The sequence below is a fragment of the Paenibacillus sp. JCM 18996 genome, from assembly GCF_055392555.1.
The window spans coordinates 2,762,501-2,779,151 of sequence record NZ_AP043884.1; the positions used below are offsets into that span (position 1 = coordinate 2,762,501).

General features: G+C 51.2%; 18 protein-coding genes (1 of these 18 only partly in view). All 18 read right to left on the reverse strand.

The features are described from left to right. Nucleotides 1-230, reverse strand: partial view of a lysine--tRNA ligase gene (gene lysS, locus ACZ5N7_RS13570; RefSeq protein ID WP_464654862.1) — the 5' end (the start) only. 1,270 nt of this gene lie to the left of the window's left edge; only the first 230 of its 1,500 coding nucleotides appear in the window; it begins with the start codon at nt 228-230; the stop codon falls past the left edge of the window. A gap of 159 nt (nt 231-389) precedes the next feature. Next, nucleotides 390-866, reverse strand: a complete 477-nt coding sequence (gene greA, locus ACZ5N7_RS13575; protein ID WP_464654863.1) for a transcription elongation factor GreA — start codon at nt 864-866, stop codon at nt 390-392. Between the two features lie 190 nt (nt 867-1,056). Beyond that, complete coding sequence (dusB, locus tag ACZ5N7_RS13580; protein WP_464654864.1) at nt 1,057-2,079, reverse strand: tRNA dihydrouridine synthase DusB; 1,023 nt, start codon at nt 2,077-2,079, stop codon at nt 1,057-1,059. Between the two features lie 22 nt (nt 2,080-2,101). Then, nucleotides 2,102-2,314: a helix-turn-helix domain-containing protein gene (locus ACZ5N7_RS13585; protein ID WP_464654866.1), complete on the reverse strand. Its 213-nt coding sequence runs from the start codon at nt 2,312-2,314 to the stop codon at nt 2,102-2,104. Next, nucleotides 2,266-2,805: a 2-amino-4-hydroxy-6-hydroxymethyldihydropteridine diphosphokinase gene (gene folK, locus ACZ5N7_RS13590; RefSeq protein WP_464654868.1), complete on the reverse strand. Its 540-nt coding sequence runs from the start codon at nt 2,803-2,805 to the stop codon at nt 2,266-2,268. Before folK ends, ACZ5N7_RS13585 begins: the two co-directional genes overlap by 49 nt. Before the next feature lie 3 nt (nt 2,806-2,808). Then, nucleotides 2,809-3,171 carry a dihydroneopterin aldolase gene (gene folB, locus ACZ5N7_RS13595; RefSeq protein WP_464654869.1) on the reverse strand — a complete coding sequence of 121 codons (363 nt, stop codon included), beginning with the start codon at nt 3,169-3,171 and terminating at the stop codon, nt 2,809-2,811. A gap of 14 nt (nt 3,172-3,185) precedes the next feature. Continuing rightward, the gene (folP, locus tag ACZ5N7_RS13600) at nt 3,186-4,034 is read right to left on the reverse strand and encodes a dihydropteroate synthase (RefSeq protein ID WP_464654871.1); all 849 of its coding nucleotides are present in this window, start codon (nt 4,032-4,034) and stop codon (nt 3,186-3,188) included. Further along, entirely contained in the window at nt 4,015-4,929 is a 915-nt protein-coding gene (pabC, locus tag ACZ5N7_RS13605) for an aminodeoxychorismate lyase (RefSeq protein WP_464654872.1), read from the reverse strand. Before pabC ends, folP begins: the two co-directional genes overlap by 20 nt. A 12-nt stretch (nt 4,930-4,941) precedes the next feature. Then, nucleotides 4,942-5,514 carry an aminodeoxychorismate/anthranilate synthase component II gene (pabA, locus tag ACZ5N7_RS13610; protein WP_464654874.1) on the reverse strand — a complete coding sequence of 191 codons (573 nt, stop codon included), beginning with the start codon at nt 5,512-5,514 and terminating at the stop codon, nt 4,942-4,944. After that, the gene (locus tag ACZ5N7_RS13615; protein WP_464654876.1) at nt 5,495-7,108 is read right to left on the reverse strand and encodes an anthranilate synthase component I family protein; all 1,614 of its coding nucleotides are present in this window, start codon (nt 7,106-7,108) and stop codon (nt 5,495-5,497) included. The genes pabA and ACZ5N7_RS13615 overlap by 20 nt, the downstream gene beginning before the upstream one ends. A gap of 64 nt (nt 7,109-7,172) precedes the next feature. Continuing rightward, the gene (cysK, locus tag ACZ5N7_RS13620; protein WP_464654877.1) at nt 7,173-8,111 is read right to left on the reverse strand and encodes a cysteine synthase A; all 939 of its coding nucleotides are present in this window, start codon (nt 8,109-8,111) and stop codon (nt 7,173-7,175) included. A 92-nt stretch (nt 8,112-8,203) separates the two neighbouring features. Next, nucleotides 8,204-9,148, reverse strand: a complete 945-nt coding sequence (locus tag ACZ5N7_RS13625) for a peptidyl-prolyl cis-trans isomerase (RefSeq protein ID WP_464654879.1) — start codon at nt 9,146-9,148, stop codon at nt 8,204-8,206. A 50-nt stretch (nt 9,149-9,198) separates the two neighbouring features. Continuing rightward, on the reverse strand, nt 9,199-10,065 hold the full coding sequence (gene hslO / locus ACZ5N7_RS13630; protein WP_464654881.1) for an Hsp33 family molecular chaperone HslO: 867 nt from the start codon (nt 10,063-10,065) through the stop codon (nt 9,199-9,201). A gap of 17 nt (nt 10,066-10,082) precedes the next feature. After that, nucleotides 10,083-10,847 (reverse strand): type III pantothenate kinase, encoded by a 765-nt coding sequence (locus ACZ5N7_RS13635; protein ID WP_464654883.1) that lies wholly within the window; start codon nt 10,845-10,847, stop codon nt 10,083-10,085. Beyond that, complete coding sequence (nadC, locus tag ACZ5N7_RS13640; RefSeq protein WP_464654885.1) at nt 10,844-11,713, reverse strand: carboxylating nicotinate-nucleotide diphosphorylase; 870 nt, start codon at nt 11,711-11,713, stop codon at nt 10,844-10,846. Before nadC ends, ACZ5N7_RS13635 begins: the two co-directional genes overlap by 4 nt. Next, nucleotides 11,706-13,313, reverse strand: a complete 1,608-nt coding sequence (nadB, locus tag ACZ5N7_RS13645) for an L-aspartate oxidase (RefSeq protein ID WP_464654886.1) — start codon at nt 13,311-13,313, stop codon at nt 11,706-11,708. Before nadB ends, nadC begins: the two co-directional genes overlap by 8 nt. A 37-nt stretch (nt 13,314-13,350) precedes the next feature. Next, nucleotides 13,351-14,289, reverse strand: a complete 939-nt coding sequence (gene nadA, locus ACZ5N7_RS13650) for a quinolinate synthase NadA (RefSeq protein ID WP_464654888.1) — start codon at nt 14,287-14,289, stop codon at nt 13,351-13,353. A gap of 325 nt (nt 14,290-14,614) precedes the next feature. Further along, nucleotides 14,615-16,606, reverse strand: a complete 1,992-nt coding sequence (gene ftsH, locus ACZ5N7_RS13655) for an ATP-dependent zinc metalloprotease FtsH (protein ID WP_464654890.1) — start codon at nt 16,604-16,606, stop codon at nt 14,615-14,617. Nucleotides 16,607-16,651 lie beyond the last annotated feature (45 nt).

Sequence of the window (16,651 nt, forward strand, 5' to 3'; positions counted from 1 at the left end):
GCTTTCCCCATCCCTCTTTTTTGCATAATCCGGCCGGCAAGGCTCACTTCAGCGTGTAAAGCTTCCAGCTCCTCTTTGGACATGCCTTCGTAAGCATCCAAAATTTGCTGCGCCGAATGCGTTCTTTCATATTTGCTTCCAAACGGATCGACGCCGAGCGCCTTAAGCTCGTCCAATTTGCTGCGGCGAATCACCAATAGCTCATTTAATTCCTGTACGTCCTCACTCATGCTTTCATCTCCCTTAAACTTGGCAAACGCAACCGCCGGTCCATGCGGAAAAGAACGTCCAAAGACGTTCTTCCCGGCTCCGAGGCTCGCGGCCCCTATTTTCCAAAAGCAAGCAAAAAGCTTCCCACGGAAGCTTCTCGCTGCTACACTTAAAGCCATTTACTTTTGAATATCGATGATTTCGTATTGAATGACGCCGGCAGGAACGTTCACGTCGACAATGGAGCCTTTGCTTTTACCGAGAATCGCTTTGCCGACCGGGCTTTCATTGGATATTTTGTTATTGAACGGGTCGGATTCCGCAGTCCCAACGATGGAGTATTCGATAGTATCTCCGAACTCCATGTCCTTCAATGTCACCTTGGCTCCGACACTGACCAGATTGGTATCCACTTCATCATTGGAGATGATCCGGGCGTTGCGCAGCATTTTTTCCAGGGTGATGATTCTTCCTTCGATAAAAGCTTGTTCGTTCTTCGCATCTTCATACTCCGAGTTCTCGCTGATATCACCGTAGCCTATGGCCACTTTGATACGCTCCGCCACTTCGCGGCGTTTAACTGATTTCAGGTTATCCAGCTCGTCTTCCAGTTTCTTTAGACCATCCTGGGTTAAAATGACTTCTTTTTCACTCATATCCTTACCGATCTCCCGTCATGAAAAAATGTCCATACGATTCGCAAAACTCCCATATAAGTTGGGATGGATTATTAATTAATATATTACATGCACGCACCTTGATGACTCTAAAGGCTAAAGTTATTTTCCAATTAGTTACTGATTATATTGCAACCATAATTAAATGTCAATTGCCCCCAGAGCCTTCTCAGTGCGTAATGACGCCGCCTTCCCGGCCTGCTTCCGAGTGGGATTCGGCGGCCAGATCCCTGACAAAGTCATCCAGTATGCCGACCATTTCGTCCCGCTTCACGGCTTCCATCAGAACGTCCTTCACACGTGCAGAGCCTTTAAGACCTTTCAAGTACCATGCCATATGCTTTCGCATTTCTTTAACCGCCACATGCTCGCCCTTCAAGGCAGCCAGCCGGTCCAGATGCAGCACCGCAATCCTCATTTTTTCCGCGGCATCCGGCTCGGGCAGCAGCTCGCCTGTGCTTAAGAACTGAACGGTCCTGTACAGCATCCAGGGATTGCCGAGCGCTCCCCGGCCGATCATGACCCCGTCAACGCCGGTCAAATCGAGCATGCTCTTGGCATCCTCCGGCGTTACCACGTCTCCGTTGCCGATGACAGGAATCGACACAGCCGACTTGACTTCTTTTATAATGTTCCAATCGGCCTTACCCGTATACAGCTGCTCCCTGGTGCGTCCATGGACGCTGACAGCCGCCCCTCCGGCGCTTTCGACCCTTTTCGCGTTCTCCACGGCAAAAATATGATCCGAATCCCAGCCGATCCTCATCTTTACCGTAACCGGCTTCTTAACGGCCGCCACAACGGCGGAGACCATCTCTTCCACTTTCGGTGGATCCAGCAGCCACCGCGCCCCGGCGTCACATTTGGTTACTTTGGGCACCGGGCATCCCATATTGATATCTATAATATCCGCATTGGTCCGTTCGTCGACAACCTTTGCGGCCTCCACAAGCGTCTCTTTATCCCCGCCGAAAATTTGCAGGCTAAGCGGCTTTTCTCTCTCGTCCACATACAACATTTCCAAAGTTCTCGAGTTTCCGTGCACGATGGCTTTATCGCTTACCATCTCCGCGCAGACGAGGCCGGTCCCGAATTCTTTCGCGATCAGGCGGAATGCGGGATTGCACACCCCTGCCATCGGCGCCAAAACGACTTTATTCGGGCAAACGACATCTCCTATTTGCAAGGTCATTATTGCAGCTCCTTCCGTTTGCCTATCCCAGAGGCTCAGGCTTGATTTCTTGGGGGTCGACATGTAAAGCTTCGGCTATCCTCTGCAGCATCCGGTCATCCACTCTGCGGGTGCCGCGTTCTATGGAGCCCAATATCGCAAGAGACACTCCCATGATGTCCGCCAGTTCGTTCTGAGTCAAGCCCTTTAATTTTCGAAAAGCTCGTATTCGGTATGCCAGGGCATCTTTTTCCAAAACTTTACGCCTTCCTTTCCATCCAGTGTTTCCAATCGTGTTGATAAGGATTCCGGCGGCAGTCCCAGCCGTTCATATATATCGAGAAGAGGAACCAGCACAAACGCACGCTCCATCATTCGGGGATGGGGAAGAGTCAAGTGTTCCGTGTTCGTGTGCAGCTGGCCATAGCGCAGTAAATCGATATCTATCGTTCTCGGACCCCAGCGAACCTCCCGGGTTCTGCCCAAAAGCTGCTCGACGTAAACCATATGCTCGAACAGCAGCTCCGGGGAGAGATCCGTCCGGACGGCGATCACCATATTAAGAAATGCGTCCTGCTCCGTGTAGCCGACAGGCTCGGTTTCATAGATGTCCGAGACAGCGGTAACGCTGATATGCTCATGTTTATCCAAAGCCTCGATGGCGGATAATAAATATTGCTCGCGGTTTCCTATATTGGATCCCAGAGCTATAAAACATATTGTGCCGATGTTATCCGGTTGCCGCATAAGTTAAGCCCGCTTTCTGTGGATTTCCACCGTCACTCCTTGAAACACGATGTCAAAAGGCGGGTTCGGCTTTACTACCCTGACGGTCAATTCTTCGATACTAGTATAAGTTCGCAGCACTTCAGATGCAATACGTTCCGCCAGCGCCTCGATGAGGTTGAAGGGTTCGCCTTCGACAATATTTTTGACTACTTTATAAACATCGCCATAGTTCACCGTAAACTGCAGGTCGTCCGTCTGGCAGGCTTGCTCCAGGGGCAGAAACAAATCCACATCAACGAAAAATTTCTGGCCAAGCTTTCGTTCCTCGGGAAAAACCCCGTGGCGGCCATAAAACTGCATCCCTTTCATTAATATCTTGTCCATGCGAAATCGCTCTCCTATCTCATCTTCAGCATAGCGTCGGTCATTACCGCCGCCCGCTTCATCGCCTTTACATCATGCACGCGTACGATACTGCATCCTTGGGTAATACCGTATATATTGGTAGCCAGCGTGCCCTCAACCACTTCCTCCGCGGGGAGATCCAGAGCGGTCCTTATAAACCTTTTACGCGAGGTTCCGAGGAGGACAGGGTACCCCAGTTCGACAATATCCTGCAAATAATTCATCAGCTTTAGATTGTGCTCATAATTTTTGGCGAAACCGATCCCCGGATCCAATATGATTTTTTCTTCGCCGATTCCGGCTTTTCTGGCAAGACTTATGCTCTCCAGCAGGTCCCGCCGGACGTCGTCTATAAAATCGGTATACTCCATGTCGCTGCGATTATGCATTAAAATAACAGGACACCCGTATTCCGCGCACAACGGCGCCATTTCCCGGTCCAATCTCAAACCCCAAATATCGTTAATGATTCCGGCACCAGCTTCCAAAGCCGCCTTGGCGACTTCCGCCTTGTAAGTGTCGATCGAGATGGGGATGGAGATTTCGTCTTTTAACGCCTCGATTACAGGAAGAATGCGTCGCATTTCTTCTGCCGCGGAGACTTTTTCCGCTCCGGGCCGGGTGGACTCCCCTCCGATATCGATAATGTCGGCGCCTTCCTCTATCATCTGCTTAGCTCTTATTACTGCAGCTGACAAGTCCGTATAGCTTCCTCCATCGGAAAAAGAGTCCGGCGTTATATTTAAAATACCCATGATCAAAGTGCGCGAACCCAGCTCCAGACTCCCCCCTTGACAGGAGACGACACGCGCGCCTGAAGCTTCATTTATTCTGCCGTTCATCGTTGATTCTCCCTTTGCTGCTGATCTTGTCAATACCCGATTTATATAAACCCATCAGGCGGGCGGTCAGAGGCCCCGGAGCTCCCAAGGCGGGGACGAAGCAGTCGCCCGACTCGTTTAACATCTTGCTCACAGGGACGAGCTCCTGAATGGAATTTGTCAGAAAGCATTCGTCCGCAGTGAGCAGCTCCTCCCAGGTGTACAGTCCCTCTTCTGCTTCTACACCAGTATTCCGTGCGATTTCGATGGCCTTTTCTCTTGTGATACCCGGTAATATGCCTGTATTTACGGAAGGAGTACAAAGCCGGCCTGCCTTAACGAAAAATAAATTGCTGACGATCCCCTCTGCCAGAAAGCCTCGCTCATTTACAAATAAACCTTCCGCTCCCGAAGCCCACGGATACCCGCCGAGCTCACGTTTGGCAAGAAGGTTGTTCATATAATGAAAGGATTTGAAGCGGACCGCGCCCTCCGGGCTGTTCCTTCTTATAGAAAGAAGCTGCAGCGGCTTGCCCTTCTCGTATATCTCCCTCTGTATTGGCGGAAGAGCCTTCATGTAAAGGATAACGTTCGGCCGGGTATAATTCCCTGAGGGAAGCCCAAGAATATCCTGACCCGCAGAGACCGACAGACGGATATAAGCGTCACTCAATCCGTTGGCTTCCAGCAGCCCTGCAATTTGATTGCGTAGAAACTCAGCGCTGTAACTCCACTCCATGTTCAATTGAACGCAGCCGTCCCGCAGCCTTGCCAGGTGGTCTTCAAACAGATAAGGGTTCCCTCTGTACGTTCGAAACGTCTCAAACAATCCGATCCCGTAAAGGAAGCCATGGTCGTAAATCGAAACCGCGGCTTCTTTGTCTTCCATCACACTGCCGTTCATCCAAATTTTCATGACGGCTCCTTCTTATTTTACCGATTGGGACAGAAAATTACGCAAAATATGCAGCCCATAGTCGGTAATTATAGACTCCGGATGAAATTGCACTCCTTCAATGGCGTACTCTTTATGACGCAGCCCCATAATTTCTCCTTCCGCCGTGCGAGCGCTGACCTCCAGGCATTCAGGGAGCGTTTCCGCTTTAACGATCAATGAATGGTACCGGGTGGCCGTGAAAGGAGAGGGAATGCCTTCAAAGATCGTCTTTTGGTCGTGGAAAATCTCCGACGTTTTGCCGTGCATCAGCTTCTCCGCCCGTACGACCTCCCCCCCGAAGGCTTGGCCGATCGATTGGTGCCCCAGGCAGACCCCAAGGATAGGAATTTTCCCTTTAAAATGGGAAATCAGCTCAAGTGATATTCCGGCTTCATTTGGGGTGCAGGGTCCCGGAGAGATCAGGATGTGGTCCGGCTTTAACCCTTCAATGCCCTGCAGGTCAATAGCGTCATTGCGGTGAACCGCCACCTCCTGCCCAAGCTCGCCCAGGTACTGCACCAGGTTGTACGTAAAAGAATCGTAATTATCTATTACCAGAATCATTAGCAGCAAGCTCCCTTTTTGCTTCTTTATCCGCCCCGGCTTGTCCAGCAGCCTCTTTCCACTGCTCCGCGTATTGAATGGCTTTCCATAGAGCCTTCGCTTTATTCATCGACTCCGCGTACTCCTTTTCAGGTACAGAATCGATAACGATGCCCGCGCCGGCCTGGATATGGCCCATTCCTTCCGAGGTGATGAGCAGTGTTCGTATAACAATATTAAATTCCATATTTCCGTTATAGTCAATCCATCCCATAGAACCGGTGTAAGCCCCCCGTCTGACGGGTTCCAGCTCTTCGATGATTTCCATCGTACGAACTTTGGGAGCGCCTGTGATCGTCCCGCCCGGAAAGGCAGCTTCAATGACATCAAACGCGTCTTTGCCTGCGGCGAGCTCCCCCTCCACCTCCGAGACAATGTGCATTACGTGGGAGTATTTTTCAATCACCATTAAATCTTTTACCCGGACGGTGCCGTATTTGGATATTTTCCCGAGATCGTTCCGTTCCAAATCGACAAGCATAATATGCTCCGCACGTTCCTTTTCATTCTCGATCAGCTCGCCTGCCAGCCGTAAATCTTCTTCGTCATTAGCCCCACGGGGTCTTGTCCCGGCAATCGGCCTCGTCCTTACTCTGCCATCCTCCAACTGCACGAGAAGTTCAGGGGAAGCGGACACGAGCTGAAATCCTTGAAACCGAAGCATGCCCATATAAGGAGAAGGGTTAAGCAGCCGCAGCCACTCATAAATTTGTTCCGGCTCCGCATTAAGCTTACGGCTTTGACGGACGGACAGGTTAACCTGGAACACATCGCCTTGGGCAATGTACTGCTGAATTTTCTTAACAGCCCGGATAAAATCTTCCTCTTTAAAAGCGGGGGCGATTCCCTGCAGAGGATGGGTATGAAGGAGCAGCTTGTCCTTTTCGAGCATGGTTTGGAACCGTTTGTGGCGTTCCACTGTATCAGGAGTATCGTTCGAAGCGAGGATCTTTTCCCACTGCGATTTCATACGGGCGGCTCTATCGGCTGCTGTATTATATACAAACTGGAGCTGTTCCGGATCCTCGCGCATCGACTCTGTCACCGGTGAATGGACAGCCAGAAACAGCCGACCGGCTTGATGGTCCATTATCCATAATTCGTCGACCAGCAGGAACGCGTAATCCGGAGTTCCGAGATCGTCGGAAGCCGTCTCCGGCAGCTTCTCAATGAAGCGTACTGCGTCATAGCCCCAAAAGCCTGCGCAGCCTCCGACAAATTTCGGCGCACCGGCGATTTTGGGTGAACGGTAACGGGCCAGCCACTGTTTTACGAGCTGAAAAGGAGAACCGGCGTGCCGGATTTCCTTTCCGCCTTCCTTGATGACACACTCATTGCCTTTGCCTTGTATCGTAGAAAAGGAGGAAAGTCCCAGAAATGTGTACCTGCCCGTCTTTCCGCTCTCCAGAATAAAAGAAGGCCCCTCGGCCATTTCCCATGCCTGCTGCAGTGATAGAAGGCGTCTTGTGTCCATTGGTATGCTTTCAATATAAGGGATTATGGTATACTGACCGGCCCACTGCCGCCACTGCTGCCCTGTGGTTATGACCGACATGAAGGAACCTCCTTGATATAGAGAAAAAGCCCCTCTTGTCGAAGGGCTGCATCTTTAATTCGTGTTATTCTTCGAACTGGTATAGCGGTGTGCTAAGGTATCTTTCCCCGTTGCTTGGGATTACTGCAACGACACGCTTGCCCGCTCCCAATTGTTTGGCTACCTTCAAAGCTGCATAGATAGCTGCTCCGGATGATATTCCTCCCAGGATTCCCTCTTCTTTCGCCACACGGCGGGAGGTTTCAAAAGCTTGATCGTTTTCAACGGCGATGATTTCGTCGTAAACGTCCGTATCCAGAATATCCGGCACGAAGCCTGCGCCGATGCCTTGAATTTTATGAGGTCCGGGCTTGCCTCCGGAAAGCACCGGAGAAGAGGCCGGCTCAACGGCATACACCTTGATGCCAGGGAAATTTTCCTTAAGGACGCTGCCGGCTCCGGTAATCGTCCCTCCGGTTCCGATACCTGCAATGAACGCGTCCAGCTTGCCGTCGTGGGATTTGATCGCTTCCACGATTTCAGGGCCTGTCGTTTCGCGGTGAATCTTGACGTTGGCCGGGTTCTCAAACTGCTGAGGCATGAAATAATTCGCGTTGCTCGCTTTCAGCTCTTCCGCTTTCTTGATCGCACCTTTCATTCCTTCGGCGCCGGGAGTCAGCACGAGGTCGGCGCCATAAGCGCGAAGCAAGTTCCTTCTTTCCATACTCATCGTTTCCGGCATGACCAGAACCGCTTTATAACCTTTAGCCGCGGCCACCATGGCCAGTCCGATACCGGTGTTTCCGCTGGTAGGTTCGACAATCGTATCGCCGGGCTTTAACTTGCCTTCCCGTTCTGCAACCTCAATCATGGAAATGGCGATGCGGTCTTTGACGCTTGCTCCGGGGTTCTGGAATTCAAGCTTCACATAAACTTCAGCGCTTCCTTCAGGCACTACGCGGTTCAACCGTACGAGCGGCGTATCCCCGATCAATTGTGTAATATTCTGTACCAATTTAGCCATTCCAAATTCCCTCCCGCGAAATTATATCCGAGTAAATCAGTAGGATTATACGTCCATCTTATCAATGAGGGAAACTATTGTCAACTGCATTTTTAAGGACTATAGGCAGGGTCAACAATGCTTGCGTTTCTCTTGGCGCGAAGGCTGGACAGAATATCTTTTAACGGTGGAGCTTGGTGAAGCGCCAAATCTCTGCGGACTCCTTCGCGGATCATATCGACGAAATCCTTCCCTTTTTCCTTGCGTTCCTTTAAGCGGATTACGGCGTATTGGCCTTTATCGAGAGGGATCGGCGCACTGATCTGCCCGGCTTGCAAGTTTTTGGCCTCATTCATAATCGGGGCCGGAACGAACGGGTCCCCTTGGTCGACCCACCCCAAATCTCCGCCTTTGTTGGCCGTGGCGTCATCGAGCGAGCGGTCTCTTGCCACTATGGCGAAATCCGTGCCTTTTTTCAGTTCTTCTATAGCTTTCACGGCCGTTTCCTTATTGTTTAAAATCAGCTGCTGGATTCTGATCTGCACGAGCCCGGTGAACTCCTCCGGATGGCTGTTCATATAGTCCGTTATGTCCTGGTCGCTGACTTTAATGTTCTGGGTCGCAATTTTATCCAAGAGAAGCTTATTATAAACGTCTTCCCTAAGCTCAGATTTGGTCAAGCCAAGCTGCTCCTTCATTGACTTATAAAATGCATCTTCATTGTCGTAACCCTGCTGCATCCGCTTCAATTCCATATCCACTTCGCTGTCCGCTACCTTAATCCCTTTTTGCTCCGCTTCGAGCCTGACAGCTTCCCGGTCCAGCATTTCCTTCATCATCGTCTGGCCATATCGTCTCACAAGATTCATCTTAACCTCCGACTCAGTGATGACACGCCCTCCAATGGAAGCGACCGTACGGGGGGCGTCAATCGCCTGCTTCGGGATGGATCCCTCTGCGGGAGCCGCGGAAGGACGAAAGAGCAAAACCGATGCAAGAGCGGCTACGCATAATGAAAGAACGACAATTATTCCCCATAAAACCCTTACATTCCGCATTCCCGATCTCCCCAGTGTCTATCCTATTCATCTATTATAGTTGGTTTATTTTATAAAGTGTCGGCCAGCCGCTCCAGCTGTCCCTTCGAGAAGATATATTTCTCATTGCAAAAATGGCATTCCACTTCCACGCTTTCATCTTCTTCGGCAAGCTTTTGCAGCTCATTTTTGCCCAGCGATATTAAAGTTTGTTCTACCCGTTCGTGGGAGCATTTGCAGCGGAAGCGGGCGCCTGAGGTTTCCATAACGTTCACTTCGCCGACTATTTTTGTCAAAACCTGTTCCAATGTCGCTCCTTGGTCGAGCAGTGTAGTAATCGGCGGCAGCTCAGCCAACTGGCCTTCGATTTGGTCAATTTCCTCGTCGCTGAGGCCTGGAAGCAGCTGAATGATAAAGCCGCCTGCCGCGCGGATCGAGTAATCGGTATCAACCAATACGCCTAGGGCGACCGCGGAAGGGGTCTGTTCCGACTTGGCGAAATAGTAAGTAAAATCCTCCGCTATTTCCCCGGAAACGATAGGGGTGCTCCCCCGGTAGGGCTCTTTTAGCCCAAGGTCCTTGATCACATAGATGAATCCCTCGCCCACTGCGGCCGAGACGTCGAGCTTCCCGTTCGGCTTCAAGGGCAAATCGACGATAGGCTGGCCGACATACCCCCTGACTTCCCCATTTGCGTTGGCGTCAACCACAATCTGGCCTGCCGGGCCGTCCCCTTTCACTTGGATCGTCAGCTTTTCCTCCCCTTTCAGCATAGCTCCCATCATCAGCGCCACGGTTGCCGTACGTCCCAAAGCTGCAGACACTACCGGCATCGTCTGATGCCTTCTGCATAGTTCGTTGACAAGCGCGGTGGTATGGGCCGCAAAAATACGCACTTTTCCTTCCAGCGCGGTACCCCTTATCATATAGTCTTTCATAATCGATTAAATCCCTTCTATACATTTCGTTTATAAATGATTTGAAGACCCTGCAGTGTGAGCAGCGGATTGACCAGCGAGAGGGTCCGCGATTCCGATGCGATCATTTCGGCCAATCCACCGGTTGCAATGACCGTAGGTTCTGTGTTGAATTCCTCTTTTATACGTTCAACGATTCCATCCACCTGCCCGGCAAATCCAAAAACGATTCCCGCCTGCATGGAGGTAACGGTGCTGCGGCCTACCACGCTCCGCGGACGCACGAGATCTATCCTGGGCAGCTTGGCGGCCCGCTGGTATAAAGCTTCTGTGGAAATGCCTATTCCCGGCGCAACGGCCCCACCTATATATTGGCTGTTCTCGTCAATGTAGTCAAACGTCGTGGCAGTTCCAAAATCCACGACGATACATGGAGCGCCGTACAGCTCTATCGCTGCAACGGCGTTTACGATACGGTCGGCGCCTACCTCCCGAGGATTCTCATATCGGATATTCAAGCCTGTCCGAATGCCGGGCCCTACAATGAGCGGCGTCTTCTTCACATATTTTGTGCACAGATTCTCCAGCACAAACCTCAGCGGCGGCACGACCGAAGAGACGATGACTCCTTCTACCTCATCCGCATCGACGCCCGCATGATTGAACAGATTCATCATTATCATGCCGTATTCGTCAACTGTCGCGGAACGGTTCGTGCTAAGCCGCCAATGATGGGCCAGCGTTTCGCGGTCATATAATCCAAGCACGATGTTCGTATTGCCGACATCCACAACCAGAATCATAAACCGGCTCCTTTTCGCTCATTGAGGTCCAAGGAAATGTCGAGAGAAGAGACGGAGTAGGTCAATCTTCCCACGGAGATGACATCTACCCCGGAAGAAGCAATGTCTTTGATGGTCTGAAGAGTCACTGACCCCGAAGCTTCTATAACAATATGCGGCGCCATTTCTTTGATGCGATGCACCGCCGATTTCATCTGCTCCACATTCATATTGTCCAGCATAATGATGTCCGGCATGGCTGAAAGGGCCTCTTCCAGCTGATCCTGCGTCTCTACCTCGACTTCAATTTTCATCGTATGGGGAATGGCCCGGCGTGCAGAGACGATTGCCTGATTAATGCCGCCCGCGCCTTTAATATGATTATCCTTGATCATCACGGCATCATACAAGCCGAAGCGGTGATTGTGTCCGCCGCCTACGCGCACTGCGTACTTCTCCAAGGCCCGGTGGCCCGGCGTCGTCTTGCGGGTGTCCACCAGCCGGACCGGTGTTCCTTCGAGAGCTTCGACGTACTGGCGGGTACGCGTCGCAATCCCTGATAATCGCTGCAACAAGTTTAAAGCCAGCCTCTCGCCAAGCAGTATGCTGCGCGTGCTTCCCACGACTTCGGCCAACACGGCGCCTTGCTCCACAGCCTGCCCGTCTGCGGCGCGCGCAATGAATTGAAGCTCGGGATCCACCGTCTCAAACACCAGCCCAGCGACAGGCATTCCCGCCATGATGCCCGTTTCCTTTACATGTATGATACCTCTAGACTTCCGTTCTAAAGGTATTGTCGTCATCGTGGTTATGTCTCCCGTGCCGATATCTTCATCCAGCCACTGCCGGATGCTGCGGGCTATAGATTCTGTATTTAAGTTAAACATCCTCCATACTCTCCTCTGTCATTCCATTATACCGGTTAAACACGAGATGCTTCTGCCATAGATCGTCATTTCTTTCCGGAAAATCCTCGCGGTAATGGCCTCCGCGGCTTTCCCCCCGCATCAATGCGGCCTGCGAAGTCAGCATGGCGCACGTCAGAAGGTTGGCAAATTCATAGTCCTCTCTTTTAGACAGCCGGGAGCGGAAAAAAGTTTCTTGTCTTTTTAATTCTTCCATACTTTTTTTTAATCCTTCTCCCGTCCGTGTAACCCCTGCATATCTGAGCATCAGCTTTTGCAGTTTCAGCCGCTTTTCGATGACGGGCTGCCTCAGTTCGAAACGGGCGGCAGATTCCTTGATGCAGGGAACGGCGCCGACGGCCTCCATCTCAAGGATGGCTTGTACAATCCTGCTCCCGAACACAATTGCTTCCGACAGGGAGTTGCTGGCCAGACGGTTCGCCCCGTGCACACCCGTAGAGGATACCTCTCCACAGGCAAAAAGCCTTTTGACCGCAGTCTCTCCTTTTAAATCGGTTTTTACTCCTCCCATCATGTAATGGGCCGCCGGGGCAACCGGAATCCAGTCCGTGGTCATGTCCAGACCGTGGCCTAAACAAAATTCGTAAATGTTCGGAAACCGGCGTTTGATCAAGCCCTCGCTCTCATGTGTAATATCAATGTAGACGAACGTCGACTTCGTTCTTTCCATTTCCGTCACGATGGCTCTGGCCACAATATCTCGAGGAGCAAGCTCAAGCTGCGGATGGTACTTTTCCATGAACCGTTCACCGTGTATATTGCGCAGGATACCGCCTTCTCCCCTTACTGCTTCGGAAATCAGGAAACGGGGAGCACCCGGATAACAAAGCACGGTCGGATGAAACTGGATAAACTCCATATCCTGGATCTCGGCCCCCGCCCGGTAGGCAATGGCGATCCCGTCACCGGTTGCGATGTCGGGGTTCGTCGTGTACCGAAAAAGCTGCCCGGCCCCGCCCGAGCACAGGATCGTGGCATTTCCCTTGACGAATACCTTGTGTCCGTCAGGCTTTTGGACGATTGCGCCGTAGCATTCGCCCTTCTCCGTAACCAAATCGATAACAAAATGGTCGTTCCATATTTCAATGTTCGGATTCTGCTTCGCTTTCTCGGACAGAGCCCTTACGATCTCGGCTCCCGTTGCATCCCCTTGGGCGTGCAGTATTCTACGCTGGCTGTGAGCCCCTTCTTTGGTAAGGGCGAGCTCTCCATCCTCGAGGTCGAACTGGGTGCCCATGCGAATAAGATCCTGCACTCCTGCCGGTCCTTCGTGCACCAATACATCCACCGCTTTATAGGAACAAAGCCCCGCGCCGGCAAACAAAGTATCCTGTAGATGGTACTCCGGTGAATCTTCATTGGAAATAACAGCAGCAATACCCCCTTGAGCATATCGGGTATTGCTGTCCAATAATGATTTCTTGGTGACCATCAGCACTTTGCGGTGTTGGCTTGCTTTAAGCGCGGTAAACAGGCCGGCGATGCCGGCACCAATCACAATGATATCCGTTGCCACGCGCGGCAGATCATCCAAATTGAAATCAACCAAATATCTCGTCATCTGAAGCTCCCCCCGGTCTCCAACAAAGCAGCGCAAGCTACTTTACCTGGAGCATACGCTTTAAGGACAATTTAGCTTTGTCAGCCACGTCTGGACGCACATAAATCTGCGGCTGCATCGTTTCCAGGCATCGGACCACTTTCTTCAAATTGTTAACTTTCATATTCGGGCATACCAGGTATTTGGTCGCAAAATGGAACTGTTTATTCGGGCTGTCCAGACGAAGCTGGTATCCGGTCCCATCCTCCGTGCCGACAATAAACTCCTGGCAGTCAGACTCGCGGCAATACTTGATGATGGCCGTGGTGCTTCCGACGAAATCACCCATCTTCACCACCTCGGGACGGCACTCCGGATGTACCACGAACTCGGCATTCGGATACTTGGCTCTCATTTCTTCCACGTCCTTGACGGTGAGCATATCGTGAGTATTGCAGTAACCTTCCCAAATAATCATTTTTTTGTTTGTGAATTTTGATACATAGTCTCCCAAATTTTTATCCGGAACCCAGATTATCTCCTCCGACTCGATCGATTCGATCACCTTGACCGCATTGGCGGAAGTACAGCAAATGTCCGTTTCCGATTTGACATCGGCGGAAGTATTAATGTAAGCTACCACCGTTGCATTCGGATGCTGCCGCTTCAGCGATCTGAGCCCGTCGACATTGACCATGTCGGCCATTGGGCAGCCTGCGCGTTCATCGGGAATGATCACCGTCTTATTCGGCGCAAGTATCTTCGCGCTCTCCCCCATGAAGTGTACACCGCAGAATACGATCACATCCGCGTCGGTCTCCGCAGCTTTCTGTGCCAGTAAAAAGGAATCCCCTCTGAAATCGGCAACTTCCTGTATCTCATCTCGTTGATAATAATGCGCGAGAATAATGGCGTTTCGTTCTTTCTTCAGCTGAGCAATTTTTTCCTTCAATTCCTGATTTTGTTCCGCTTTCCTCTGTAAAGCCAAGGCTTCCATAGCTTCCCCCTCCGGGCGGCGACAACTCACCCTTAATTGAAAATCATGAAATGAAAGTGCAGCTCATTGACCCCGCTCGCTGAATATCTGCTGTATGGCTGCATGTCTCATTGTTTGTGAAAAAAAGCACTAACTTATTAAAAACTAAAGAATTTACATTTAATTTACACAACATTCAGGGCACTGTCAATCACGAATTTGTCACATTTGGATTGCAAAATATTTACAATTGAAATGCAGCAGCAGCCGCTTATCATTCAGGTCTATTGTAAAAATTCAAATAAAAAACCGCGCCACTAGAAAGTGGACGCGGTGTGCAGTCTTTTTATTTATTGGCATCCGGATCGTTCGGATCAGGAAGCTTCTTCGGTTCCTTGTTCTCTGTTTCCGGCACAGCTGCACTGTCTCTGATTTCTTTGGGAAAGCCCAACTTGTTGGAATCGTTCAATTGATTCTGGCCGTTGATGTTCACCTTCACTTCTTCCTCTTCAGGCGGCAACTTGCCATTCTCGATCAATTGAACAATCTGCTCTTTATCGAGCGTTTCTTTCTCCAGCAGCGTTTCGGCAATCAGGCGAACCTGATCTTTATGGTTCGTAAGAATCTCGCGAGCCCGGTTGTAGCAGCTGCGGATAATATCCTGCATCTCCTGATCGATCTCATAAGCGATCGCGTCACTGTAATTCTGCTCATGCCCGATATCCCGACCCAGGAAGACCTGTCCCTGAGCGCTGCCGAACTGCATCGGTCCGAGCTTGTCGCTCATTCCGTATTCCATGATCATCTTGCGGACAATGGAGGTCGATCTTTGAAAATCGCTGTAAGCTCCCGTTCCGATTTCTCCAATGAACAATTCCTCCGACACCCGGCCGGCCAATAAACCCGTAACCTTATCCAAAAGCTCGGATTTGGTCGACATCATCCGGTCTTCGCCTTCTTTAGGCAGCATCATGACATAACCGCCGGCGCGTCCTCTGGGAACGATGGTCACCTTGTGCACCATATCCGCATTCTCGACGTGATAACCGACAATGGTATGTCCAGCTTCATGGAAAGCGACAATGCGCTTCTCACGCTCGCTGATCACGCGGCTGCTCTTCTGCGTTCCTACGACAACACGGTCGAACGCTTCCTCAATCTCGGCCATCGAAATATCTTTACGGTTTCTACGGGCTGCGATCAGTGCCGCTTCGTTCAGCAAGTTCTCCAGATCGGCACCCGTGAAGCCGGTTGTATACCGGGCCAGCGAATCCATTCTGACATCTTTGGCCAAAGGCTTGTTCCTCGAATGCACTTTCAACACAGCTTCGCGGCCTTTCACATCCGGACGGTCCACCGTAATCTGGCGGTCAAAGCGTCCCGGACGCAGCAACGCGGGATCGAGAATATCCGGCCTGTTGGTCGCCGCAACGATAATGATTCCCTCGTTCGCCCCGAAACCGTCCATCTCGACAAGCAGCTGGTTCAGCGTCTGTTCGCGCTCGTCATGGCCGCCGCCAAGACCGGCGCCGCGCTGGCGTCCAACCGCGTCGATTTCGTCAATGAAGATAATGCAAGGAGAGTTCTTCTTCGCGTTCTCGAACAGGTCGCGCACGCGGGATGCGCCGACACCGACGAACATTTCGACAAAATCGGAACCGCTGATGGAGAAGAACGGAACACCCGCTTCTCCGGCGACTGCCCGGGCAAGCAGCGTTTTACCGGTTCCCGGAGGGCCGTTGAGCAGAACCCCTTTCGGAATTCTGGCCCCCACTGCAGCAAACTTGCGCGGATCCTTCAGGAACTCCACAATTTCAACAAGCTCCTGCTTCTCTTCGTCGGCCCCCGCCACATCCTCGAACGTCACGCGCTTCTTCTCATCATTGTATAGGCGGGCGCGACTTTTGCCGAAGTTCATTACCTTCCCTCCGCCGCCCTGCGCTTGATTCATCAGGAAGAAGAAAAGAATGAAAATGATGATAAACGGGATAATCGAAGTAAGCACGCTAAACCAGATGCTGTTCTCTTCCATCGGTTTGACGGTGACATCGGCGCCTGTTGATTCAAGCAGATCAACCGTCTTCGTATCGAAAAAACCGTTGGTCTGGAAGCTTTTCTTATCTGTCACCGGGGTTTTATACGTACCTTGGATAAGGTAGGTATACCCGTTAAACTGCGCTGTGACCGATTCCACATTCTTCTCCGCTACAACCTGGCGGAATTTCGTATATGAGATTGTATCCTTGGTATCATTCTGGTTGCTGATAAAATGTATGATACCTACTGTTACCAAAAAAATAAGCAGATAAAAACCTGTATTGCGCAAAATTCGATTCATCCCGAACCTCCTCTCAAAGGGCACACTTTTTATATTTTACCATAG

Bases quoted from the DNA above. Each gene is read 5' to 3' on its own strand.
- ACZ5N7_RS13635 (WP_464654883.1), bottom strand. From the start codon at position 10,847: ATGATTCTGGTTGTGGATGTCGGCAATACGAACATCGTGCTTGGATTA.
- folP (WP_464654871.1), bottom strand. From the start codon at position 4,034: ATGAACGGCAGAATAAATGAAGCTTCAGGCGCGCGTGTCGTCTCCTGT.
- nadC (WP_464654885.1), bottom strand. From the start codon at position 11,713: ATGTTTAACTTAAATACAGAATCTATAGCCCGCAGCATCCGGCAGTGG.
- greA (WP_464654863.1), bottom strand. From the start codon at position 866: ATGAGTGAAAAAGAAGTCATTTTAACCCAGGATGGTCTAAAGAAACTG.
- pabC (WP_464654872.1), bottom strand. From the start codon at position 4,929: ATGAAAATTTGGATGAACGGCAGTGTGATGGAAGACAAAGAAGCCGCG.
- hslO (WP_464654881.1), bottom strand. From the start codon at position 10,065: ATGAAAGACTATATGATAAGGGGTACCGCGCTGGAAGGAAAAGTGCGT.
- ACZ5N7_RS13625 (WP_464654879.1), bottom strand. From the start codon at position 9,148: ATGCGGAATGTAAGGGTTTTATGGGGAATAATTGTCGTTCTTTCATTA.
- pabA (WP_464654874.1), bottom strand. From the start codon at position 5,514: ATGATTCTGGTAATAGATAATTACGATTCTTTTACGTACAACCTGGTG.
- nadA (WP_464654888.1), bottom strand. From the start codon at position 14,289: ATGGAAGCCTTGGCTTTACAGAGGAAAGCGGAACAAAATCAGGAATTG.
- cysK (WP_464654877.1), bottom strand. From the start codon at position 8,111: ATGGCTAAATTGGTACAGAATATTACACAATTGATCGGGGATACGCCG.
- ftsH (WP_464654890.1), bottom strand. From the start codon at position 16,606: ATGAATCGAATTTTGCGCAATACAGGTTTTTATCTGCTTATTTTTTTG.
- folB (WP_464654869.1), bottom strand. From the start codon at position 3,171: ATGGACAAGATATTAATGAAAGGGATGCAGTTTTATGGCCGCCACGGG.
- folK (WP_464654868.1), bottom strand. From the start codon at position 2,805: ATGCGGCAACCGGATAACATCGGCACAATATGTTTTATAGCTCTGGGA.
- nadB (WP_464654886.1), bottom strand. From the start codon at position 13,313: ATGACGAGATATTTGGTTGATTTCAATTTGGATGATCTGCCGCGCGTG.
- dusB (WP_464654864.1), bottom strand. From the start codon at position 2,079: ATGACCTTGCAAATAGGAGATGTCGTTTGCCCGAATAAAGTCGTTTTG.
- ACZ5N7_RS13615 (WP_464654876.1), bottom strand. From the start codon at position 7,108: ATGTCGGTCATAACCACAGGGCAGCAGTGGCGGCAGTGGGCCGGTCAG.